Annotated in this window: 16 protein-coding genes; 14 read left to right on the forward strand and 2 right to left on the reverse strand. The window is 43.5% G+C overall.

Annotation, left to right across the window (positions count from 1 at the left end; translation table 11 throughout):
* Nucleotides 1-78: 78 nt before the first annotated feature.
* From gltB to O9X84_RS06535, 7 genes are all read left to right on the forward strand, one after another.
* Nucleotides 79-4,545: a glutamate synthase large subunit gene (gene gltB / locus O9X84_RS06505; protein ID WP_269518847.1), complete on the forward strand. Its 4,467-nt coding sequence runs from the start codon at nucleotides 79-81 to the stop codon at nucleotides 4,543-4,545.
* A 13-nt stretch (nucleotides 4,546-4,558) separates the two neighbouring features.
* Nucleotides 4,559-5,974 (forward strand): FAD-dependent oxidoreductase, encoded by a 1,416-nt coding sequence (locus tag O9X84_RS06510; protein ID WP_269518848.1) that lies wholly within the window; start codon nucleotides 4,559-4,561, stop codon nucleotides 5,972-5,974.
* Between the two features lie 336 nt (nucleotides 5,975-6,310).
* Nucleotides 6,311-6,730, forward strand: a complete 420-nt coding sequence (locus O9X84_RS06515; protein WP_269518849.1) for a hypothetical protein — start codon at nucleotides 6,311-6,313, stop codon at nucleotides 6,728-6,730.
* Between the two features lie 735 nt (nucleotides 6,731-7,465).
* Nucleotides 7,466-7,879: a phosphate ABC transporter substrate-binding protein gene (locus tag O9X84_RS06520; RefSeq protein WP_269518850.1), complete on the forward strand. Its 414-nt coding sequence runs from the start codon at nucleotides 7,466-7,468 to the stop codon at nucleotides 7,877-7,879.
* A 10-nt stretch (nucleotides 7,880-7,889) separates the two neighbouring features.
* Nucleotides 7,890-9,032 carry a topoisomerase IV gene (locus O9X84_RS06525; protein ID WP_269518852.1) on the forward strand — a complete coding sequence of 381 codons (1,143 nt, stop codon included), beginning with the start codon at nucleotides 7,890-7,892 and terminating at the stop codon, nucleotides 9,030-9,032.
* A gap of 152 nt (nucleotides 9,033-9,184) precedes the next feature.
* Nucleotides 9,185-10,285 (forward strand): hypothetical protein, encoded by a 1,101-nt coding sequence (locus O9X84_RS06530; RefSeq protein ID WP_269518853.1) that lies wholly within the window; start codon nucleotides 9,185-9,187, stop codon nucleotides 10,283-10,285.
* 515 nt (nucleotides 10,286-10,800) lie between these two features.
* On the forward strand, nucleotides 10,801-11,733 hold the full coding sequence (locus O9X84_RS06535; RefSeq protein ID WP_269518854.1) for a S41 family peptidase: 933 nt from the start codon (nucleotides 10,801-10,803) through the stop codon (nucleotides 11,731-11,733).
* Between the two features lie 314 nt (nucleotides 11,734-12,047).
* Here O9X84_RS06535 and O9X84_RS06540 read toward each other — a convergent pair whose 3' ends face one another.
* Nucleotides 12,048-15,923 (reverse strand): PAS domain-containing protein, encoded by a 3,876-nt coding sequence (locus O9X84_RS06540; protein WP_269518855.1) that lies wholly within the window; start codon nucleotides 15,921-15,923, stop codon nucleotides 12,048-12,050.
* A 413-nt stretch (nucleotides 15,924-16,336) separates the two neighbouring features.
* Here O9X84_RS06540 and O9X84_RS06545 point away from each other — a divergent pair, with 413 nt between their 5' ends.
* The 7 genes from O9X84_RS06545 to O9X84_RS06575 all read left to right on the forward strand — a co-directional run bounded on the left by O9X84_RS06545 (nucleotide 16,337) and on the right by O9X84_RS06575 (nucleotide 21,477).
* The gene (locus O9X84_RS06545; protein WP_269518856.1) at nucleotides 16,337-16,924 is read left to right on the forward strand and encodes a DUF2726 domain-containing protein; all 588 of its coding nucleotides are present in this window, start codon (nucleotides 16,337-16,339) and stop codon (nucleotides 16,922-16,924) included.
* A 238-nt stretch (nucleotides 16,925-17,162) separates the two neighbouring features.
* The gene (locus tag O9X84_RS06550) at nucleotides 17,163-17,861 is read left to right on the forward strand and encodes a 5'-methylthioadenosine/adenosylhomocysteine nucleosidase (RefSeq protein WP_269518857.1); all 699 of its coding nucleotides are present in this window, start codon (nucleotides 17,163-17,165) and stop codon (nucleotides 17,859-17,861) included.
* Nucleotides 17,862-17,898: 37 nt separating this feature from the next.
* Nucleotides 17,899-18,840 carry a cobalamin biosynthesis protein CobD/CbiB gene (locus O9X84_RS06555; RefSeq protein WP_269518858.1) on the forward strand — a complete coding sequence of 314 codons (942 nt, stop codon included), beginning with the start codon at nucleotides 17,899-17,901 and terminating at the stop codon, nucleotides 18,838-18,840.
* 5 nt (nucleotides 18,841-18,845) lie between these two features.
* Nucleotides 18,846-19,895, forward strand: a complete 1,050-nt coding sequence (locus O9X84_RS06560) for a cobalamin-binding protein (RefSeq protein ID WP_269518859.1) — start codon at nucleotides 18,846-18,848, stop codon at nucleotides 19,893-19,895.
* 93 nt (nucleotides 19,896-19,988) lie between these two features.
* Nucleotides 19,989-20,393 (forward strand): rhodanese-like domain-containing protein, encoded by a 405-nt coding sequence (locus tag O9X84_RS06565; protein WP_269518860.1) that lies wholly within the window; start codon nucleotides 19,989-19,991, stop codon nucleotides 20,391-20,393.
* Nucleotides 20,394-20,482: 89 nt separating this feature from the next.
* Nucleotides 20,483-20,866: a DUF2721 domain-containing protein gene (locus O9X84_RS06570; protein WP_032097366.1), complete on the forward strand. Its 384-nt coding sequence runs from the start codon at nucleotides 20,483-20,485 to the stop codon at nucleotides 20,864-20,866.
* Nucleotides 20,866-21,477: a GNAT family N-acetyltransferase gene (locus O9X84_RS06575; protein WP_269518861.1), complete on the forward strand. Its 612-nt coding sequence runs from the start codon at nucleotides 20,866-20,868 to the stop codon at nucleotides 21,475-21,477. Before O9X84_RS06570 ends, O9X84_RS06575 begins: the two co-directional genes overlap by 1 nt.
* A gap of 111 nt (nucleotides 21,478-21,588) precedes the next feature.
* On the opposite strand, the gene tyrS is transcribed toward O9X84_RS06575, so the two are convergent.
* Nucleotides 21,589-22,788 (reverse strand): tyrosine--tRNA ligase, encoded by a 1,200-nt coding sequence (gene tyrS / locus O9X84_RS06580; RefSeq protein ID WP_269518862.1) that lies wholly within the window; start codon nucleotides 22,786-22,788, stop codon nucleotides 21,589-21,591.
* Nucleotides 22,789-22,953 lie beyond the last annotated feature (165 nt).

A 22,953-nucleotide genomic window follows, 5' to 3' on the forward strand; every position in this document is an offset into this window, starting at 1 on the left:
TGTTTCGATACGCACACCTAGGCGCATCTGCACGCAACGCATACCTTGCCCAGTCAATAAGGTTGAAGGAGTTAATAGATGAGTTTATACAATCCCAACGATTCCCGGGATAATTGTGGGTTTGGCTTAATAGCCCACACTCACGGGGAAGCCAGTCACGAATTGGTGTCCACTGCAATTCACGGTTTAGACCGAATGCAACATCGAGGCGGTATCGCCGCCGATGGAAAAACCGGTGATGGCTGTGGTTTATTACTACAAAAGCCAGATGCCTTCTTCCATTCAATTGCCGACGAAAATGGCTGGAAGCTGAGCAAAAAATACGGCGTAGGAATGATTTTTTTGAATCAGGACCCTGTGCTTGCACAAGCAGCTCGTGACGTACTTAACGAAGAGTTAGAAAAAGAAACGCTTTCTGTTGTAGGATGGCGGGAAGTACCTGTTGATAAGTCAGTACTTGGCGAGCTTGCTCTTACTGGTGTTCCGCAAATAGAACAGGTATTTGTCAACGCCCCTGCAGGTTGGAGAAAGCGCGACCTAGAACGACGTCTTTATATGATTAGACGCCGTGCTGAAAAACGCCTAGAAGACGATCCAGACTTTTATGTGGCGTGTCTATCTGGGTTAGTAACTATTTACAAAGGTTTGGTAATGCCGAAAGACTTACCAGCCTTCTACCTCGACCTTGCTGACGAACGCATGAAAAGCGCTATTTGCGTATTCCACCAGCGTTTCTCAACGAATACATTACCTCGCTGGCCACTTGCGCAGCCGTTTCGCTTTCTTGCTCATAATGGTGAAATTAACACGATTAAAGGCAACCGCGACTGGGCAATGGCAAGAGCGGCAAAATTCTCAACGCCGCTTATTCCAGACCTGAAAGATGCAGCACCGTTCGTCAATACCGAAGGTTCTGACTCGTCTTCACTAGATAACATGCTTGAACTGTTCCTAGCAGGTGGTATGGACTTATTCCGTGCCATGCGTTTACTGGTGCCGCCAGCCTATCAAAACAATAAAACAATGGACGATGACCTTCGTGCATTTTACGAGTTTAACTCGATGCACATGGAGCCGTGGGATGGACCTGCGGGTATCGTACTAACCAACGGTCGCCACGTCGCATGCAACCTTGATAGAAACGGCTTGCGTCCAGCGCGCTACGTTATTACCAAAAATGGTTTTATTACTCTGGCCTCAGAAGTAGGCATTTGGGATTATCAAGAAGCCGACGTCATTGAAAAAGGACGTGTAGGCCCAGGCGAAATGCTTGCTGTAGATACGTATACAGGCAAAATCTGGCGTTCTACCGAAATTGATGACGAGCTAAAAGCGAGACACCCTTATAAAGAGTGGCTACAAAAGCACATCCGCCACTTAACGCCTATTGAAGAACTTGATGCGTCACTTATCGGCAAACGAGTTTTTGATGATGATGCAATGGCGGTTTATCACAAGCTTCACGCTTACAGCTACGAAGAAATTCAACAAGTAGTGAAAGTGTTGGCAAAAGACGGTCAAGAAGCGGTTGGTTCAATGGGTGACGATACGCCAATGGCGGTCATGTCATCGCGTCAGCGCACAATATATGACTACTTCCGTCAGCAATTTGCGCAGGTCACTAATCCGCCTATCGATCCACTGCGTGAAAATCACGTTATGTCGTTGGCAACCTGTATTGGTAGAGAGCAGAATGTATTTAGCGAAACGTCCGGTTACGCTGACCGCGTATTGTTCGACTCGCCTATATTGATGTACACCGACCTCAAACAGCTTCGCGAATTTAACCCAGACAACTATTATTCTGAGTTGGTTGAACTTCAATACACGCCACAAGAGGGCTTGAAGAAAGCCGTAGAACGCGTATGTAACGAAGTTGAAATGTTGGTAAAAAACAAGCGCGCGGCGTTTGTTATACTTTCAGATCGCAACATTAAGAAAAACCGCTTAGTTATTCCTGCGGCAATGGCAGTAGGGGCGGTTCAGAAACGCCTTGTAGAGAAGTCGCTACGCTGCGATGCAAACGTTGTAGTAGAAACCGCAAGTGCTCGCGACCCTCATCACTTTGCCGTGCTTATTGGTTTAGGTGCAACTGCGGTTTACCCATTCCTTGCCTACGAAACGATTGAACAGCTTTGCGAAAAAGGCGAACTTGATATTTCACCTATGCAGGCAACGTTGAACTACCGTAAAGGAATTAACAAAGGCTTGTACAAAATAATGTCTAAGATGGGCATTAGTACAGTGGCCAGTTACCGAAGCTCTAAGTTGTTTGAAGCCATTGGCATCAACAGCGAAGTCATGCAACTTTGCTTTAACGGCGTGACCTCGCGAATCCAAGGTGCCGGCTTTGATGACTTCCATCAAGACCACATCAACTTAAACCGTATTGCGTGGTTAAAACGCAAGCCAGTTTCACATGGTGGTTTACTGAAATATGTACACGATGGCGAGTATCACGCGTATAACCCAGACGTGGTTAGCACACTGCAAAAAGCGGTGGTATCGGGTGAATACACCGACTATCAAGAATACGCTAAGCTGGTTAACGAGCGTGCGCCATCGCACATTCGCGACTTGCTTGCGCTAAACCCAGAGTGCGATCCTATTGATATAAACGATGTAGAAGGGCCGGAGAAGCTTTTCCCTCGCTTCGATACGGCGGCTATGTCAATTGGGGCGTTAAGTCCTGAAGCCCACGAAGCCCTTGCTATTGCGATGAACCGCTTAGGCGGTCAGTCTAACTCGGGTGAAGGTGGTGAACATCCATCTCGCTTCGGTACTGAAAAGAACTCAAAAATTAAACAAGTTGCTTCTGGTCGCTTTGGTGTAACGCCGCATTACTTAGTTAATGCTAACGTTATACAGATAAAAGTTGCTCAGGGCGCGAAGCCTGGTGAAGGTGGTCAGTTACCGGGTGATAAGGTTAACAAGTACATTGCGCAGTTGCGCTTCTCTGTGCCGGGTGTAACGCTTATTTCTCCACCACCTCATCACGACATTTACTCTATTGAAGATTTAGCCCAGCTTATTTTCGATTTAAAACAGGTAAATCCAACAGCGCTAATTTCTGTGAAGCTGGTTTCTGAACCGGGTGTAGGTACTATCGCAACCGGTGTGGCAAAGGCTTATGCCGATCTTATTACCATTTCTGGTTACGACGGTGGAACAGGTGCGAGCCCGTTAACCTCGGTGAAATACGCCGGTAGCCCATTTGAGCTTGGTCTTTCTGAAACACAGCAAGCACTTATTGAAAACGGCTTACGCCATAAAGTGCGCGTACAAACTGACGGCGGTTTGAAAACCGGTTTAGACGTAGTCAAAGCGGGTATTTTAGGTGCTGAGAGCTTCGGTTTTGGTACTGGCCCAATGGTAGCGTTAGGCTGTAAATACCTTCGAATTTGCCACCTAAACAACTGCGCCACCGGTGTTGCAACACAAGATCAGAAACTGCGTGACGATCACTTTATTGGTCTTCCTGACATGGTAATGAACTACTTTAAGTTTATTGCTCAAGAAGTGCGCGAGATCATGGCGTCTATTGGTGTCAGCAAGTTCGACGATTTAGTAGGCCGTACGGAGCTTCTTAAAGTACTTGATGGTATTACGGCGAAGCAAAACCGTCTTGATTTGTCGCCGCTATTGGCACAGCCTGTGGCTGGTGAACATACCCGTTTATTCTGTTCGCAAACGACTAATGCGCCAATGGATAAGGGCGAGCTTAACGCTAAGATGCTTACCGATGCACAAAGCGCTGTAGTGAATAGCAAATCAATCACTCTGAAGTACCCTATTCGCAACACAGACCGTTCTGTGGGTGCCCTGCTTTCTGGTGAAATTGCTAAGCACCACGGTAATCAAGACTTTGAAGATACACCTATTAAAGTTGAGCTTACCGGTACTGCGGGTCAAAGCTTTGGCGTGTGGAACGCAGGTGGCTTACACATGCACTTAGAAGGCGACGCTAACGATTACGTAGGTAAAGGCATGACCGGCGGTAAGCTAGTTATCCACCCTACAAAAAACATCGAATTTGATGCACACGAAAGCGCAATAATGGGGAATACCTGTTTATATGGCGCAACGGGCGGTAAGTTATTTGCTGCCGGCCGTGCGGGTGAGCGCTTTGGCGTTCGTAACTCTGGCGCAATAGCCGTTGTGGAAGGTATTGGTGACAACGGTTGTGAATACATGACCGGTGGTATTGTTGCTGTGCTTGGCCCTGTGGGCGTTAACTTTGGCGCAGGTATGACAGGTGGTTTCGCTTACATAATGGACGATGGCGATGACATTGATAACCGCGTGAATGCTGACTTAGTAGATATTATGCCAATTGGTGACAAAGCCATTCTTATTGAGCATCTACGAGGTCTTATTAATCAGCATTACGAAGAAACAGGCAGCGAGCACTCTTTGTCACTGCTTACTGACTTCAATGCAACGCTAGCGCGCTTCAAACTTATTAAGCCTAAAACAAGTGATGTGAAAAACTTGCTTGGTCACATCAGTCGTTCAAGCGCTGAACTGCGCATTCAGGCTCAATAGGAGGATTTACTTAATGGCAAAGAACGTATATCAATTTGTCGATGTTGAACGTATCGATCCGCCTAAAAAGCCGATCATGGTGCGTAAGGAAGAGTTTGCGGAAATTTATCAGCCGCTAAGCCAGTCGCAAACCGAAGGTCAGGCAGATCGCTGCCTGGACTGCGGTAATCCATATTGCGAATGGAAGTGCCCCGTGCACAACTACATTCCTCAATGGTTGGATTTGGCTAACGAAGGCAGAATTATTGAAGCTGCTGAACTTTCACATAAAACTAATAGCTTGCCTGAAGTGTGCGGGCGAGTTTGCCCACAGGACAGACTCTGTGAAGGTGCATGTACGCTAAACGACGACTTTGGCGCTGTTACTATCGGTAGTATTGAGAAATACATTACCGACAAAGCCTTTGAAATGGGCTGGCGTCCAGACATGTCTGATGTTGAGTGGACAGATAAGAAAGTGGCTATTGTTGGAGCCGGGCCTGCTGGCCTAGCCTGTGCTGATATTCTTATCAGAAACGGGGTTAAGCCAGTAGTTTACGATAAGTACGAAGAAATTGGTGGCCTACTGACCTTCGGTATCCCTTCTTTCAAACTTGAAAAAGACGTGATTAAACTGCGTCGCCAAATCTTCTCAGATATGGGTATTGAGTTTGTACTTAACACTGAAATTGGTAAAGACGTCCAGTTTGATGATCTGCTCAACAAGTACGATGCCGTATTTTTAGGAATGGGTACGTACAAGTCGATGCAGGGTGGTTTTGACAATGAACACGTACATGGTGTTCACGAGGCGCTGCCGTTTTTGATTGCTAACACCAACCGCGTAATGGGGTTAGAAAAAGACCCTGCTGACTTTATCGATATGAAAGACAAACGCGTTGTAGTGCTAGGTGGTGGTGATACCACTATGGACTGCCTGCGTACATCTATTCGTCAAGGCGCTAAAAGCGTGACCTGTGCCTATCGACGTGATGAAGAAAGCATGCCTGGTTCACGTCGCGAAGTGGTTAATGCCAAAGAAGAAGGCGTTGAGTTTAGGTTTAACCTTCAGCCACTGGATATTGCCGTAGATGATAACGGCAATGCGGTTGGCGTTAAGCTGGTTAAAACTGAGATGGGCCCGCCAGATTCAAATGGTCGTCGTCGTCCTATCGAAGTTGAAGGCTCAGAACACGTTCTTGAAGCAGACGTGGTTATTATTGCCTTTGGTTTCCAGCCAAGTCCTGCACCATGGTTTGGCGAGTACGGCATTATGCTTGATGAAAAAGGCCGAGTGCGCGCTCCGCGTGCAGGTAAATTTGCTTATCAAACGTCTAACCCGAAAATATTCGCCGGTGGCGATATGGTTCGAGGAAGTGATTTGGTGGTGACTGCCATTGATGAAGGACGTAAAGCTGCTGAAGGCATGATGGACTTTATGGGCGTATAGCCCTCAACAGCAAGAACAAAAGGTCTATTTGCAATGTGCATTTAGACCTTTTTTGTTTTCTGTGTGCAACCCACTGTTTCGGACCGACACGTATTGAACCAAGTCGTGATACTTCTCACTTTACTATTTCTGATAAAGGTATAATTCCTATACAAAAGCAAACAAACTCTAGTTGAACTTCCTTGGTATTATTCTTACTATGGTAATTAATAACATTGACAAAAACTAATCATCACGGTCCGACTTCCAGATACCCATACTATTAAATGTGTAGGCAGGCGAGTAGCAAGGGCCATTAAAAGCCCGTTAATAAGAATTTAGAGAATGTGTAACACCATGAAAAATAAAAAATCAGCATACCGCCCTACTGCGCATTTTACATTGATTAAAAATACCATCGCCTGTATAGCGATTTTTCTAGGAAGCGCATCGGTCTTCGCAGACACACTGGCTGTCACTGAAAGCGTGAGTAAACCTAACACGACAACATGCCCAACTGAGTTTCATTCAGTCGTTCTATCTTTAGACGCTACGCAATGTCAGCAGTTTGAAAGTGATATTCCAGCTGCTATGGTTTACCACACCTCGCTGACTCCCTCACAAATGATCAGCTTTTACAACGAACGCCTACCCATGTTTAAAACCCACACGGCAATCAATCAGCGTACGCTGATCACATCTACAGAACGAAACACTAAAATAGTGGTATCGCCTGACAATGCAGGAGCGCAAGTAGATATTTTGGTTACGAAGTAGTAAGCATTGGTTTTCACGGCCTTGATTCAGCGACTAAATAGCAACCGTTGACTAAGAGTTCTTAGTCAACGACTTAATCGCTTCATTAAGCTTGTCTTGCCCATCGGCGCCATAAGCTACGCCAGCAATAGCGTAAAGGCGTTTTAGGTGGAATGTGTGCTATCCCCGCTCTACTAACTGCCGATAGCAATCACCAATGACTTTTGTGTCGGAAGTATCACTTTCCCGCTCAACGCATTTGCTCATAAAAAATGATTGGTAGGCATTAACAATACCCGCAACTGTCGTTAGATTCTAATCTCAAGGTCAAGGTCTAGCTCTAAAGCTATTTGAGCTTTTAATAATGAATAGCCATTCAATAATGTGTGCGATACGGCGGTTCGCATAACGGTCGCTCACCGTGTTTTTTATTATACCTATCTCATCATTACACTAATTAAAATCAGGTGATTTTGTATATTAAATTATTAAATCTGATGAAATTTAATACGCTAACCATCTACTTTTCCTTGACATTTTACGAGCAAAAAGACATTCTTTTCTCGTTTTTGGGAGGCTGATTCCGAAAAGCAGCGTGTACCAAACGTGCGCTAAAATGCTGTAGGTAAGACCCTAACTAAAAATAAGAATAAATCGAATACAAAATACTCATGCTTAACACACTCCGCGGATCGTCAATTAGGCGTCAGCGTTATAAGCAGTATTCGATAATAACGATTCAAGGAAACGATCATAATGAAACGCACAATTGGCGCAACTCTATTCGGCGCCTTACTTAGTTTGCAAGCCGTTGCTGAAGTCGTTGTTGTAGTACACCCTGACAATCAGGCAACAATAACTAAGCAAAATGTTCAACGTCTTTTTCTAGGCAAGGAAACCGCATTTCCTTCAAGTGAAGCTGCAACCATCGTAACTCAACCTGCATCTCAACCATTACGCGCAGAGTTTGATAGCGATGTACTTGGGCGCAATACCGCTCAAGTTTCAGCTATGTGGGCAAAACTGGTTTTTACCGGCCGTGGCATTGCCCCTCAGGAAGTAGAAACGGATGCGGAAGTAATTGAATTTATTCAAGGCGATAAAAACGCAATTGGATACATCGATTCGGCCTCGGTAAACGGCGACGTTAAAGTCGTAAACTTAGACTAAGGATTTTGTCATGAAAAAAGCACTTTTAGCAGTTGCATTGACTGCAGCCCTTGCCAACACAGCACACGCCAATATAAGAATAAATGGTTTCGCCAACTTTATCGGCGGTATGGCAAGTGAAGACAGAGTAGTATCCCCAACGCAAGATCCACTTTACGGCTACGATGATAATATTAGCTTCCGTGAAGAGAGTCTATTCGCTCTTCAAGCAAGTGGAGATGTTAACGATCGCATGTCAGCCACAGTTCAGGTACTTGCTCGAGGCGAAAACGACTTTGAAGTCGACTTCGAGTGGGCTTACCTAACTTATCGTGTTACTAACAACATGGCTGTGTCGGCGGGTCGTTTTCGCCTTCCATTATTCCGACTCTCTGATTCATTAGATGTGGGCTATTCGCACCACTGGATCTCTGCACCTCAAGCAGTGTATGACGTACCATTTAATGACTTAGACGGTTTCCGTATCGACTATTCAGATTTCGCAGGCGACTGGGAATACAAGTTGGGTGCCGCTGTTGGTACGTTTGAGAATGAAATATCTGCGGGTACGATTGAGGGTGACAACACCTATTTGGTAAGTGCCGAAGTATCAAATGATTGGTTGAGCATTCGAAGCGTTTACGGCTCGGCCAAGACAACCTTTGACCAACCAGACCTCAATGCTCAAATTACTGATCAGCTTTCAGCTGTTGCGCCAGGATTGAGAGATTTTCTTCTAATGGAAGAAGATACTGCGCGCTTTGTTGGTGTTGGTGTTCAGATTGATACTTTCGACTGGTTTGTAGGTGGTGAATACACCGATATCGACATCGAAGAGTCGTATACGCCTAAAGATGAGGCATGGTATGTTACCGCTGGCATGCGTTTCGGTAAGTGGACCCCTTCGTTTACTTATCAATCATTTAAAGGTGACGAGGTTAAAGGTTTAGATGAGTTAGCAGCTCTTGGAGAGCCTCTTCAAACTGCTATTACGCCAAGCCTGATGGCTATCAATGGGGTATTTGCTCAAAACTATACTGTTACATCAGCAACAGTTCGATACGATTATGATTCGAATATTGCGCTGAAAGCAGAAATTAGTCGCTACTCTGATGATTTAAATGACACTAGAGATGCAACATTAAGCCGTATTGCTATTAATTACGTTTTCTAAATTGAAAAACGTGTAGAAGCCCACTTCTTAGTGGGCTTTTTTGTTTATTACCCCTTAAAGAGTTGGTAAAGTTAAAATTGCAGTAGTAATTTAGCAGCACTTTTGTATCTTTATTCTATTTAAGCCAATATTAACGAGGAATTGTCGTATTTATGGAAAAAGTAGTTCAACATGCAGCAAAATATTTAGGAGCTGTGATTGGATTCTTGGTGATTTTGGCACTGTATTTTTTCTTTAAAATGAATCAGTCTCTTTCCGCAGATCAGTCTTATATAGATGACATTGTAGAAGAAAATCAAACACTCACCTCACAATCAGAAGAACTTGAATCTAAGCTCACAGCGTTCTCAAAAAAAGTGTCTGAGCTGGAGAGCGAAATTAACGACAAAGAGTCTACTATCGAGCAAATTCAACAGCGCGATAACGACAGTGATTTGTCATCACAATGTGCAGCCCTTCCGCCTTCTGACGAGTTTGTGTCAATTAAAAACAAGCTGGAAACAACACAGAAAAAACAGCAATCATGCAGTGCATCATTAGACAAACGCAACGACAAAATTCGCTCTCTAGAAAAACGAGTCGAAGCACTTCGCAATTCAGGTGACTCACTTCAAGATACTGAGGCAGCAAAGCTTGAATTAGAGGAAGAGCTCACAACGCTCCGTGAAGAAAACGAGCGATTACTAGCTCAAAACACTGAGAATGGAGAAGCTGCAGAAGAGCTTGCAAGCGTCCAAGCGCTAAACGAGAGGTTAACTAGCCAACTCGATGAACTAAAAATCGAGGTTGACCGATTACAGCAAAACACTAGCAATGCGGGCTTTGAAGCTCAACTAGCACAGGCTAATGCAGAAAATGTACGTCTACAGTCGCTATTGAGCGAGTTTCAGGGGGAATCAGAAGAATCTAGTCCTGCTGCTATTTCTAGCGAGCTTCAAATTGTCAGTTTCAGTGCAATCCCTAACTACTGTGATGAAAGCTATCAGGATGGCTCTCGTTGCGTAGTATCGGTAGACGTTACTGCAACATTTAACTTCAGACCAGGGGGCTTTATCGCTATGCGAGCCCGCGGACCTAACGGAAGCACAGTCGATAGACAATCAATTGCAGGGCGCACCAATACCAAGTTCACTATAGAGTTTGACTCAAGTGAGCCTACCTTAGAGGGTGAGTACACGGTAGAGCTTTCTACAAATGATGTATTAAACCCGCTAAAAGTTAGTGAAGCTTTTACGATACCATCGGCAGGTTAGCGCAAAGCCAGTCTGTTAAGCCACTCTGCAACAGCTAGAGTGGCTTTTACCCACCCTGCCTAGTTGCTCCTCTAATTTTCTCTAAACTCCTTTCAACCGTGCTTTCGACAGATATTAAAGATTAGAAGAGTAATAGTGTTTCTTGAGACTAAAACATTGAGACTCGCTTCTTTTCACCCATTTTTTCTTTTGCTTTAACAAGGTTTTGCGTAAATACTCTGAAAGCAGCTAGAGACATCGAGCGATCAGTCGATGAGTTGTTTGTTCCACTAATTCCAAATAGCGCTTTTGTTTCAAAACGGAAGAACCACCTGAAAAACACTGAGACCTCTAATTATGGGGATATTGACCTTACGGTTCGCTTTAGTGATAACTTAAACAAGAGCAATTCAAATACTTATATTAATGATTTTATTAACGATGGCCGTGTTAATTTGAAAAAGAATTCAGTAATAATTTTCAATGTTTTTTTCTTTGTATTCTGTTCGAGCGGTCAGGCATCGACCAAAGAAAACATGTTGCAGTTTTTAGATATCTTTACCGAAAACGCAAAATCGGTTTATGTGTCGGAAGAGAAAATGGAATCGATAGAAGCGAGCATAGAGGTCGCCGCTGCTTCAATAGTTACAGGGGATATCACTGACAAAGAAGCTCTCGCAACACTATTAACGAACGCGTTAACAAGAATTGATAAACATTTTGTAGTATCTGTTCATCAAAGCTTTGACAGTGAACAAGAGATTGCTACCGAGTCATATTGGCACAGGCTGAGAAGAAAAAACTCAGGATTCCAATCAGTTCAAATCTTGGAAGGCAACATTGGTTTTCTTAGCCTAACAGGGTTTGACAAAGTAGATACCAAATCAGTGAAAAGAGCCAAGGTAGCAATGGCTTTCATGAGTGACGTTGACAGTCTAATCATAGATTTACGCGAAAATGGCGGCGGTTCGCCAGATATGGTTTCGGTGCTTGCCGGATACTTTTTCGAAAACGAAATCAAACTAAGCAGCATCTATGAGAGGGCTTCTGACACGACCATTGAGTTTGCGTCCGAGCCGGCATCAAAAGACTTACGACGTCCCCAAATGCCGCTTTACCTTTTAACCAGTAGCGACACTTTTTCAGCCGCAGAGGCTTTTGTGTACGACCTTCAACATTACGAAAGGGCTATTGTAGTTGGTGAGAGAACGGGTGGCGGCGCTAATCCAATTAGAACGTATTTTTACGAAGAGGGATTCGCTGTTGCAATTCCATATGCCAAAGCAATAAATCCCGTTACAGGAAGTAATTGGGAGGGTATAGGTGTAAAACCAAATGTCGAAGTCTTGGCCGAGAATGCTTTTAAAAAGGCATATTGCTTTGCCCTTGAAGACCAAGCGGGGAGTTCTCCTAAAGCTCCTAGCTCGTTAGATGCGCAGAAACAAATTGATTCCTTAGATTGTGGCTAACTAAGTTGAATACCATCGATAGAGCTCACAGCCCATGTCATTGACGATGCTGAGCCATCGAAGTAATTAACCAAAAGCCGAAAGCAACATACAACTTTTTCATCTTTCCCATCCCTGAAACTTATTGGCCGTAAGAAGCCCGATTCTTCTTACAGTATACTCAGAATAAATACTTTTATTTTTCGGGCCATTGAAAGCTGTGATTTACGTTTTACAAAAGCTAGAGCGTGTCGAAAGCCTGGGAACATTTAAAATGATATTAGTGAAAAGACGCGGAGTATGGACTCCGCGTTTTATGTAAGCTAGGGGACGCGTTAGATCCTTTGGATTTGGTTGTACACCACACGTAGAGTTTTCTGTAAACCTTGCTTTGTCGGGTACCAACGTATTAGTGCATTATCAAGTAAACCTTGACGACAATCGTTTTCAAGGCTTTGAGCCAGGTCAACTAAAGGCTCAGCATTAATTGAGCGAGATAGCTTCATGAGCGCCTGTGAGGTTATGATTAGCTCGCCAATTTTTTCGGAATCAACGGCCTTTTCTCCTTTTTCAATGACCTCTTCAATTCTGACAAGCAAGTCTTGTAATGCAGAGGTTAATGTTGCCCCTTCGCCTTGCGATGCCCAAAAATAATTTAAGTCGAAAAAGGCCGTTGGGTTTTCTGGTGTCGGCAGTTCTTCTATGTCAGCACGAAACATGCTACCAGCAACTGGTGAAGTCGCTTTATTTGGCTCTTGAGGTGCACTCCTACTAGTCTCTTCTAACTTAGCCTCAAGCAACTCTACTTTCTCTTTTAGTTCAGCTTGGTTTTGTTGAGACTCTTTTAAAGATTGCTTTGCTATTGAAGCTTCTTGCTTTTTCTGGGCGAGTTCATTTTCGATACTTTGCGCTTTTTGTACTTGCGCCTCAAGTTCACTCTCTACATTTTGCTTGTCAGTAGATACCTGCTTTAGAGAAGCAATAGATTGTTGAGCGTCAATAAGTGCTTTTTGAAGCTCTTTTTTCGACTGCTCTAGTTGGCCAACTTTACTGTCGTTTTGCGCAACTACTTCAGAGGACTGCTGGAGCTTACTGAGTAACTCTGCATTATTTTCTTTTAAACTTTCAACTTCTCTCTCTACATCATCTACACGCAGTTGCTTTTCTTGCTCACTTGATTGCAACTGAAGCATGGACGCTTTTTCGTCAGCCAAGGCTTTCTCAAGCTCTTGTTTAGCTTTCTCTAACTGCTTAACTTGCTCAATGTTCTGCGACAGTGCTTTTTGTTCACTTTGCTGCAATGCTGAAACCGTTTCTTTTTCAGCGGCAAGCGCTTCTTCAAGTTTTTGCTTAGCTTTCTCTAACTGAACTAATTTCTCATCACTAGACGACTGTGATTTTTGTTCACCTAGCTTCAGCAGTTCCACAGTAGACTTTTCATCAGCTAAGGCTTTCTCAAGCTCTTGTTTTGACGATTCTAATTGCTTAATTTGATCATCTGTAAGCGACAGCATTTCTTTTTCGTTGTGCTGCAATTTTGCAACCATGTTTTTTTCGTCGGCCAACGCTTTTTCAAGCTGTTGTTTCGCCTTTTCTAATTGCGTAACTTGCTCGTTAATAGACGACTGTGACTCCTGCTCACCTTGCTTGAGTACTTCTATTGCAGCTTTTTCGTCGGCTAAGGCTTCTACAAGCTTTTGTTTTTCAGCTTCCAGCAGCTTAATTTGCTCATCGTTTTGCAACTGTATTTCTTGTTCAGCTTGCTGCAGGGTTGCGACCGCTGCTTTCTCGTCGGCCAACGCTTTCTCAAGCTCAGAGCGTTCAATTTCAAGTTGCTGCACTTTTTCTGAGGCGTGGGCAATTGCATCTGAGTCGCCCACTAGACGTGACTGTAATGAATCATTATCGCTTTGTAATTTTTGAACTTGTCTTTCAAGCTCATCAACTTGCGTTTTTGAAGCAGTATTTAATTCTTCATACTTAGATTCATTTTTGACTAATTCTTTGCTTTGTTTATCGGCGTCTGCTTTTAATGAGCTGTTCTCTCGTTTAAGCTCATCTATTTGCTCGCTGACTGCTTTGTTGTGAGCATCTTTATCTTCTACCGATTGCTTTAACGCAAATAACGCATTCTGAGACGCTTCAAGTTCTTGTTGAAGACGAGCTTTCGCATCTTCGACCTGATTAATTTGAGAAACGGCATCAGTAGAAGCACTAGACTCAAGTGCTAACCTCTTCTGTAAGTCCTCATTCGCATCACGTAGTTCAGACAATTCTCTGTTCAACTGCTCAACTTTGCTCTCAGATTCCGACTGAGTAGTGTCCAGAGCAGCCTCTTTCTCTTGGAGTTGCTGTTTTTGTTGTTTAGATTCTTGCTCTAAAGTGGAAATCTGAGCGTTGAGCTCTGCGATTATTTGATTGTGTTTTTCGCTTTCTGAGTCCTTATGCTCAGCATCTTTAGCACTTTGCGCTAATTCATCTTTAACGTCGGCCAGATTTTTCTGAGCATCCTTCAAAGCATCACTTAACGCTGCTTGTTCACTTTTCAAACGCGATGACTCAGCGTCAGCTTCTGATTTAAGTGTAGCTAATTTCGTCTGTAATTCGTTGACCGCATTGGCGTGCGCTTTCTCTGCGGCACTTCGCTCGCCCTGCAGCGCCGCTTCCGACTCTTTATGGAGTTTGTCTAATGCATTATTGTAATCATCCGCTTCAGCGCGTGACTGCTTTAACGCTTCCTTCAGGTCAGCCAATTCATTTTCAGCTTTGGAAAGATCAGTCTCTTTGTTACTCAACTGGGTTTTTAATTCATTTAAATCTGACGAGACTCTCGACATCTCTTTTTCAAGGGCGGTTTTTTCTGTTTGCTTTTCTTTCTCTAATGACTTTATTTGGCTTTCTTTTTCTTTCGATAATCGAGCAATATCGTCAGTTAACGATGCGACTTTTTGCGAAAGTGAAGATGCTTTTTCCTCAACACTCTCTAGAGCCTTTGACTTTTCATCAAGCGACTTCTGTAGACTAGTTGCATCACCTTCACTCTGCTTTTGCGCTTTTGATAATGCCTTAAGTTCTTTTTCTTTTGAGGAAACACTAGCTTCTGCATTCTTCAATGCTCGCTTTGTTTCTTCAAGTTCAGAAGATGTTGCTTGTAAGGTTTTTTGAGATTTGCCCCACTGAGCCTCTTTTTGCTCAACGTCTTTAGATGTCTTATCTAGTTTGTTTTCAAGTTCACTTATTTGGGTTTTAAACGACTCATCTACACGTTCAACAATCCAGAATAAAAACTCTTCATTCTTATCATTCGCAGGTTCAACGTCTATACGGGCTTCATAACGAGCGCCGTTTTTGCCGACAATAGTCGCTCTAAAGTCACGTAAAGATTTAGATTTTCGAAGCTCCTTTTCAGCAGCATTGGCTTCATTTTTCTCAGCAAACAATTTGAAAAACTGGCTATTCTCAACATCAGTTCGCTTAAAACTCAATCGACTGAGTAAGTTTTCATTTACATCGACTACGTTAAACTCTTTCGTCATTTTCCCTACTGCAACTGGCGCAGTAGTAAACATCATTTTATTTTTAGATTGTGCGCTTACTAACGCTTTTTTAGCCTGCGAGAGTTCGTTCAAAAGTTTGACGTTTCTGCCGCTATCGCCACTTGCGTCGCTTACCGCTGCGTGGATGGTCACTATACGAGTAGAGGCTTTACCCTGCGTCAGCAACTCTCCAAAACTAACCGATAACATTTCACTTGAGTTTTTTAACTTAGCTTCAAGGACTTCGTGTTCGCCTGCATAGGCATTTATTATTCTTTGCTTATCTCCATCAAAGAATAGTGAACTGAATTCACGATTAAGGAGTTGCGACTCGCTAGTTTTAAATAACGTTGGGGCCGTTTCGTTTGCAGAAACAATGTGTCCATTGCTGTCTAAATAAACCACGCCAGTGCTAAACGAATCCAAGATATCATTATGCGCTTTTCTTTCTTGTTCTAGTTTTAATGATTCAACTGCATGAATATAAAATTGATAAAGCGGTACAATCAAAAGTACAACTAAAATAAATAACAAAAGGTATATTAATGCAGCCGCATTATTGGGGTTACCTTTTGCAAAATCACTGAAAGCGAAAGCGCCTGCGGGATAAAAAAATAACAAACTTGAAATACACGCTGCGGGAATTTTTCGCGACGCCTTAAAGCGTAAATCCATCTATAAAGCCCTATACACTAAATGCACTAGATGCATGAGAGTAGACAATACGTCAATCTCAAAATAAGCCCCTAATATATCGAGATATTCGTACATCGTAAAGTTAATTGCCGAGACTAACCGCTCACATGAAAAATACATGACTATTCACTGCGGGCTGTTAGGACTCAAACAGTTCGTTTTATTCATACTAAGAAGCGGCACGGTGACATTGTAATTTACCATTCCTTGTGTTGATTGCTCTTTAATGAACGAAGCCAAGCTCAGTCGATTTCGTTTTTCAACAAGCAGTATAAATCTACCAAATAGTCATTTCTGGCATCTGCTTTGCAATATCTTAATCACCAAAGGTCTAGTTTGATTATGCGTCACCTTTTTGACGCTAATATTGATTGATATATGTGAGGATAAAGATGGAATTGGCAATTATTTTGATGATGTTACTTATTGTCGTTGCTCTAGGCGCCATAAAATTGTCTGATGGAGGAATGGCATTCCCGTTTCGACGTAAGCCACAGCTGTTTACCCAAGTGGAATATTCATTTTTAACGTTGATTGAACAGGCGGTTGGCCGCGAATTTAGAGTCATGTGCCGGGTTCGTTTAAACGACATGGTTGCCGTTCGTCAATCGACGAAAAAGAAAACGGCGTCACAGGCACTCTCACGCGCAGCAAGCCGTCAGCTCGACTTCGTGCTTGTTGAAAAAGATACCATGAGCCCTGTTTTAGCCATTGATTTAGTACACAACCAAGGCAAAGAGGGGTATAAAACTCAAAAGGATTGGTTTGTCACTGGCGCATTAGATGCTGCTGGAGTTCCTCATGTTCGTATTAAAGTGAAGTCAGGCTACAGCATTGAAGATATTCGAGAATGCCTTGAAAATAAATTAGTGCCATACCGCCGTCTACAGCAAAAGATGGCGCAGCAGCCTACGCTTAACCCAGAGCCAACTAAACGCCCAACGAGACCGATTAGATCAAGCCGCCCTGCTGCCGCTTAACCACCTATATCGGCGCGTATAGATAATTCCCCCGCTTCCCCCTGCCTTTGTTACGGCTCAAACTTACACGGAGTAACAGTAACAAAGGCATTTTTCTGTCAGTTTCCCAATATTCCTTATACAATTAACTGCATACAGGCTTTGTATTAGCTTATAAATCCGCTGTAATAACAGCTATAGTATAGCGGTCAAAGCAGTGCGACAGCACATTTAAACACGTTAACTTGTCGGTACAATTATGAAACGAATTGGTATTTTAGGTGCAATGGACGAAGAAGTTGCGCTACTTAAAGCGTCACTAGACGACGTAAAAGAAACGAAGTGGAAACATTTAACGTTTTACGAGGGCACACTCAGTGGCATTGAAGTCATACTAGTTAAGTGCGGCATAGGTAAAGTAGCGGCGGCTATCGCAACCACAGTACTTATTGAGCAGTATGCTCCTGATGCGGTGGTTAACACAGGCTCTGCGGGTGGTTTTGATAAAAACTTGAACATTGGCGATGTGGTTATAGCCAGCCACGTTATTCATCACGATGCCAACCTCACTCACTTTGGTTACAAACTTGGCCAATGCGCCGGAATGCCAGAAGACTTTCGCTGTAATGATACACTCATTGAAAAAGCCAAAAATGCGACATCGCACATTGCAGAAATACAATCTACCAGCGGCTTAATTTGCACTGGCGACGCCTTTATTGGTAGCGACGAAGCCGTAGCGAAATTAAGAGAAGACTTTCCTGAAATGAAAGCCGTTGAGATGGAAGGTGCGGCAATCGGCCAGGTTTGTTACATGCTGAACACGCCATTTCTTGTTATCCGCTCGTTATCAGATATTGCCGGAAAGACTTCGTCAGTTAGCTTCAAAGAGTATTTAGAGACCGCAGCAAAGCATTCTGCGCAGCTGGTAATGGCAATGATAAAAGACTTTGCATAACTGATAATAGAAGCGTGAACGAAGATTTATCACACCAATGAATGCACTAATTAGTGGCATTGATTTTCAACCACTACTGATACTTTGGTTGGCCATTGCAATCGACGCCTCATGGCGATGGCCGCAGCGTACCCACCCGCTTACACTTATGCGCTACGTGGTAAATCAGATGGGGCGTAAAGTGTTGCCTTCCCCATCGTACGCTCCTAGCCAGCACTACATTTCAGGTACACTGGCATCTATTGTTTTACTTAGCCCTTTAGTCACCTGCCTCGCCATTTTGGTTTCGATGGCTGAGTACCCTGTTTTTTTTGATGCCGTCATCATGGTGGTGCTACTTGATTACGGCTACCAGCGCCAGCAGTACAAAAAAGTATTAGTTACTGTGGGCAGAAATAAAAAGTCGCTAGCCCGTGAATTGGTGTCTAGCATCACAGCGCGTCAATGCGATACGCTAACTGATATAGGTATTGCGAAAGCAGCAATAGAGTCGCTATGGCTGAAATTTCTTTATCTTTTCTGTGGCGTTATTTTTTACTATGTCGTCTTTGGGCCCATTGGTGCCTTAGTGTATCGACTGCTGCTTTTAACCTCATGGCAGTGGCACTATCGAAACCCCAAAATGGCGTTATTTGCTAAACCTATAAGAAAAGTCGTTAGCGTATTAGTGCTTCCACCCGCTTTGCTAGGCGCGCTCATCACGTTGATAAGCAGTAGGCCCATTCGCGGTTTAAAAGCCGTTAAACGCTGTTCTGTTAAAGATAAAACCTCGCTGCTATTGGCAATCCTTGGAGGTATACACAATATCAAACTGGGCGGGCCTGCTATTTATGCCAACAAAAAAGTTCGCTATCCGCGGGTGGGTGGCGAACAGGATGTTAAATTCTCAAGTATGGTTTATGTAAAAAGAACGATCACCAGCGCGATGATTGGTGTAACTGCCATTGCCACATTGCTACTCATTGTATTAGGCCAATAAATTTAATGACCACACTAAATTACTGTATTCGAAGCGCTCCTCTTTCTTTTCGCCTTCTTTCTCATCTTTTTACTCGCCTTGCTTCCCACTTCTTTTCTCGCTTTGCTTGCCGCCCTTCTGCTTTTTGTAGTTTGTCTCTGGCTAAAGGTTTAATAGGTAGTGCTATCTTTAGTTTCTTACTTGTAGCAAACGTAACTGTTGCCGCCAGCTTATTGCCACAAGAGCAAAATAAAGGCTCATCTAATAGCTTCAACACTGAATATTATCAAACAGAAAGTCCTGCACTACGCGAGGGGCAACAGGCACCTCAAAGAGATAGCCTGCGAATAGTTAGCCTGGCTCCACACCTCACCGAATGGGCGTACAGTTTGGGTTTAGGCCCTAACCTTGTGGCAGTAAGTGATTACAGCGATTACCCCGATGCAGCGAAAGCGCTGCCTCGGGTTGCTGACTACCAAGGCGTAGATATGGCCGCTATTCTCGCTTTTAAGCCCGATTTGGTATTGGCGTGGAAAGGAGGAAATAAGCCACAAGATATACAAAAGTTGTCATCTTTGGGGCTTAACGTGTTTGATAGCGCAATTACGCAAATAGACGATATCCCATCAGAACTCATTCGTTTAGGCACGCTAACGCATACTAATTTGAAGGCGAAATCCCTGGCGGAAGCATTTAGTAAGAAGATAGCGGCGTTAAAAAGTGCTTATTCAAGGGAGACGCCCAAAAACGTGTTCTATTACTCATGGTCTACACCTTTGATGACAGTAGGTCCTAAAGCATGGCCAAACAAACTACTGAACGTATGCGGCGCGCAGACTGCATTTTATGACAGCCCCATCGATTACCCTCAAGTATCCGTTTCAGAAGTACTAATGCGTGAGGTTGATGTGATAATTGCCGCAAGTAACGAAAGTAAAGCGTCATTGTCATCATTCTGGGAACCTCATTCAGACTTTTTAGATGCAGAAATAGTTACTGTGAACCCCGACATTACCAGCCGATTCTCATTGCGTCTTGCAGATGAACTAAACCGGCTTTGCCACGGTATTAACTAATCGAACCGATGCTGTAAATATCTGCAAAGGTCAACAAGCTCTAAAATTTTGTAGTATATTGTTCATTGAACTATCGCAACGGGAAAGGTCATCATGCGATTTGTAGTGACAGGTTTCTTAATTGCTGTGGGCGTTGCATTGTTTTTATCATTGCAATTTACCGCTAAAGCCACCACGTATCGAAATATTGAAGCGTCACCTTTTCTGCTTGAAAGAGTGGCCAGTAACGATTGGCTACTAATCGATGTTCGCTCTCCTGAAGAATACGCCAACGGACACATTCCTGGCGCCATCAACATGCCCCATAAAAGCATCGATGACTACATAAGCGAATTGCAGGAATATAAAGACAAGCCCATCATCCTCTACTGCCGCTCAGGTAGACGAGCCAAACTCGCAATGAAAGTACTGCAAGAGCAAGACTTTACCGACGTTATGCATTTGGAAGGCGATATATTGGGCTGGAATGAAGCTGGCTACGCAATGGAAAAAATGTAGCTGCTCGGCAGTTCGTGCGAAGCTGCACAACTGTGTGGTACACTTTTTTGCATTACACGTTTTCATATATGTAACCTTAAGAAAACCTAATGCAAATAGATATTGCTACTCCCGCCATGTTGTTTCCCGCTATTTCGTTACTGCTACTTGCATATACGAATAGATTTCTCACCCTTGCGACTATCATTAGGAACTTTGCGAAAGAAGAACGCAACGACAATACCGTTGCGCAAATCACAAACCTGCGTCAACGCATTTCACTGATAAAGCGTATGCAAATAGCTGGCGTAGGCAGCTTCTTTTTATGCGTGGTGTCTATGCTTGCCATTTACCTGACGTACCAAAAAGTCGGTAATTGGATATTTGCAGCAAGCTTAGTGTCATTACTTTATTCACTTTGGATGTCTGTACGAGAAATCTTGATTTCTGTTGAAGCCCTCGACGTTCATTTAGACGGTATGAAGGGTGACTGATGCACAATACCGCCCCCAAAGACGCCGCACGCGAAGAAACAACTCGCCATGACATACACTATGTTCAGCTAGCCCCGCAGTATTTTGAGGGCGTAATTGCACTTGGAAATCACGTTCATGGCGATAACTACTTAACTCCCGAGCTCATGTCTGATTATTACACGCGTAGCTTTCACAATACCGTCAATGCTAGCTGGCTAGCTCTGCACAATGACGTAGTCGTGGGATTCAGGCTTACGTTTGCGCACACGCAATGGACGCCAGATAAATGGTGTTCGCCAAACCTTTGGACAGTCGACAAAGATAAAGTCTGTTATTTTAAATGCAATACTGTTGTTCCTGACAAACAAGGCTTGGGGATTGGGAGTAAACTGTTGGCCAAGTCGATTGAAAGCGCTTTGTCACAGGGCGCCCTTGCTGGGCTAGCTCATATATGGCTAGCCAGTCCGGGAAATAGTGCGTTTAAATATTTCTCGAAAAATGGCGGTGTACTTATCAAAAAACATCCTAATAAATGGCAATACGCTTCAATCTACGAAGGTTACGATTGTCCAGTTTGCGACGAGCATTGTTACTGCGAAGGTGCCGAAATGATGCTTTCGTTTATCTAAAGAATAACCCTATCAGTAAAAAAGCCTGCTTAACTTTCGTTAGCAGGCTTCTACAAATACTTACAACTTCGCTTGTAACGCGCTCACACGTTTCCCGTGCAGTCCTTCGAATTAAGAAAGAGTGATACGAGCAAATTTACGTTTACCCACTTGGTAAACATTTTCGCCTTTTTCAACAAGTACAAGGCGAGTATCTTCCACTTTATCGCCATTAATTTTAACCGCGCCCTGCTTAATCATTCTCATTGCATCTGAGGTTGAACCCACAAGTTTCGCTTCTTTAAGCAAGTTGCCAATGGCAATGCCATCAGTCGGCAGTGCAATTTCTACCTCAGGCATATCATCGGGTATGGCGTTCTTTTGAAAACGCTGAATAAAGTCTTGATGAGCGCCTTCGGCAGCCGCTTCGTCATGAAAGCGAGCAATGATCTCTTTCGCTAAAAGAATTTTAATGTCGCGAGGGTTTTCACCATCAGCAACACGAGTTTTAAGGCTGGCAATCTCTTCTAACGGTCTGAAGCTGAGTAAGTCGTAGTAGCGCCACATAAGATCATCAGAGATTGACATCACTTTACCGAACATATCGTTAGGTGCATCGGTAATACCGATATAGTTATTTAGCGACTTCGACATCTTTTGAACGCCATCTAAGCCTTCGAGCAGCGGCACCATTACAATAGACTGCTGGCTTAAGCCCTGCTCTTTTTGAAGCTCACGCCCCATCAGTAAATTAAAGCGCTGATCAGTTCCTCCAAGCTCCACATCAGATTTCAGGGCAACAGAATCCCAGCCCTGTACCAGAGGGTAAAGAAACTCGTGAATTGCGATAGGCTGACCGTTGCTATAACGCTTTTTAAAGTCGTCACGCTCTAGCATACGAGCGACTGTTTGGCTGGCCGCTAACTTTATCATGCCAGCCGCGCCAAGGTTATCCATCCACTCAGAGTTAAAACGTATTTCCGTTTTTTCTTTATCTAAAATTTTAAAAACCTGCTCTTGATAGGTTTTTGCATTCTCCAAAACTTGCTCTTTGCTTAGTGGCTTACGCGTGACGTTTTTACCTGTTGGGTCGCCAATAAGACCGGTAAAGTCACCAATAAGAAAAACAACCTTATGACCTTGCTGCTGAAAAGTACGAAGCTTATTGATCAAAACAGTGTGACCAAGGTGAAGATCAGGCGCAGTTGGATCAAAACCAGCTTTGATTGTTAGGGTTTTGCCAGATTTAAGTTTCTCTATTAAATCGTCTTCAGGGAGAATTTCATCAACACCCCGTTTAATTTCAGCAAGAGCTGTTTGCCAGTCATTCATTTGTTATTCACACTCTTTGATAACACTAATTCATTTTGTGCGGCATTTTACGCATACAACGGAACCATTTAAAGGTTTACTCGTCGAAATTGGATTATAAGCGGTTGCCGTTTTATCAAGTAGGATTCCAACGTTGTATTTATACTCTTTTTATCCTGCTTTTAA

Origin of the sequence: Alteromonas sp. BMJM2, from assembly GCF_027257845.1 — a bacterium.
Lineage (GTDB): Bacteria > Pseudomonadota > Gammaproteobacteria > Enterobacterales > Alteromonadaceae > Alteromonas.

Bases quoted from the DNA above. Each gene is read 5' to 3' on its own strand.
- gltB (WP_269518847.1), top strand. From the start codon at position 79: ATGAGTTTATACAATCCCAACGATTCCCGGGATAATTGTGGGTTTGGC.
- O9X84_RS06510 (WP_269518848.1), top strand. From the start codon at position 4,559: ATGGCAAAGAACGTATATCAATTTGTCGATGTTGAACGTATCGATCCG.
- O9X84_RS06515 (WP_269518849.1), top strand. From the start codon at position 6,311: ATGAAAAATAAAAAATCAGCATACCGCCCTACTGCGCATTTTACATTG.
- O9X84_RS06520 (WP_269518850.1), top strand. From the start codon at position 7,466: ATGAAACGCACAATTGGCGCAACTCTATTCGGCGCCTTACTTAGTTTG.
- O9X84_RS06525 (WP_269518852.1), top strand. From the start codon at position 7,890: ATGAAAAAAGCACTTTTAGCAGTTGCATTGACTGCAGCCCTTGCCAAC.
- O9X84_RS06530 (WP_269518853.1), top strand. From the start codon at position 9,185: ATGGAAAAAGTAGTTCAACATGCAGCAAAATATTTAGGAGCTGTGATT.
- O9X84_RS06535 (WP_269518854.1), top strand. From the start codon at position 10,801: ATGTTGCAGTTTTTAGATATCTTTACCGAAAACGCAAAATCGGTTTAT.
- O9X84_RS06540 (WP_269518855.1), bottom strand. From the start codon at position 15,923: ATGGATTTACGCTTTAAGGCGTCGCGAAAAATTCCCGCAGCGTGTATT.
- O9X84_RS06545 (WP_269518856.1), top strand. From the start codon at position 16,337: ATGGAATTGGCAATTATTTTGATGATGTTACTTATTGTCGTTGCTCTA.
- O9X84_RS06550 (WP_269518857.1), top strand. From the start codon at position 17,163: ATGAAACGAATTGGTATTTTAGGTGCAATGGACGAAGAAGTTGCGCTA.
- O9X84_RS06555 (WP_269518858.1), top strand. From the start codon at position 17,899: ATGAATGCACTAATTAGTGGCATTGATTTTCAACCACTACTGATACTT.
- O9X84_RS06560 (WP_269518859.1), top strand. From the start codon at position 18,846: ATGACCACACTAAATTACTGTATTCGAAGCGCTCCTCTTTCTTTTCGC.
- O9X84_RS06565 (WP_269518860.1), top strand. From the start codon at position 19,989: ATGCGATTTGTAGTGACAGGTTTCTTAATTGCTGTGGGCGTTGCATTG.
- O9X84_RS06570 (WP_032097366.1), top strand. From the start codon at position 20,483: ATGCAAATAGATATTGCTACTCCCGCCATGTTGTTTCCCGCTATTTCG.
- O9X84_RS06575 (WP_269518861.1), top strand. From the start codon at position 20,866: ATGCACAATACCGCCCCCAAAGACGCCGCACGCGAAGAAACAACTCGC.
- tyrS (WP_269518862.1), bottom strand. From the start codon at position 22,788: ATGAATGACTGGCAAACAGCTCTTGCTGAAATTAAACGGGGTGTTGAT.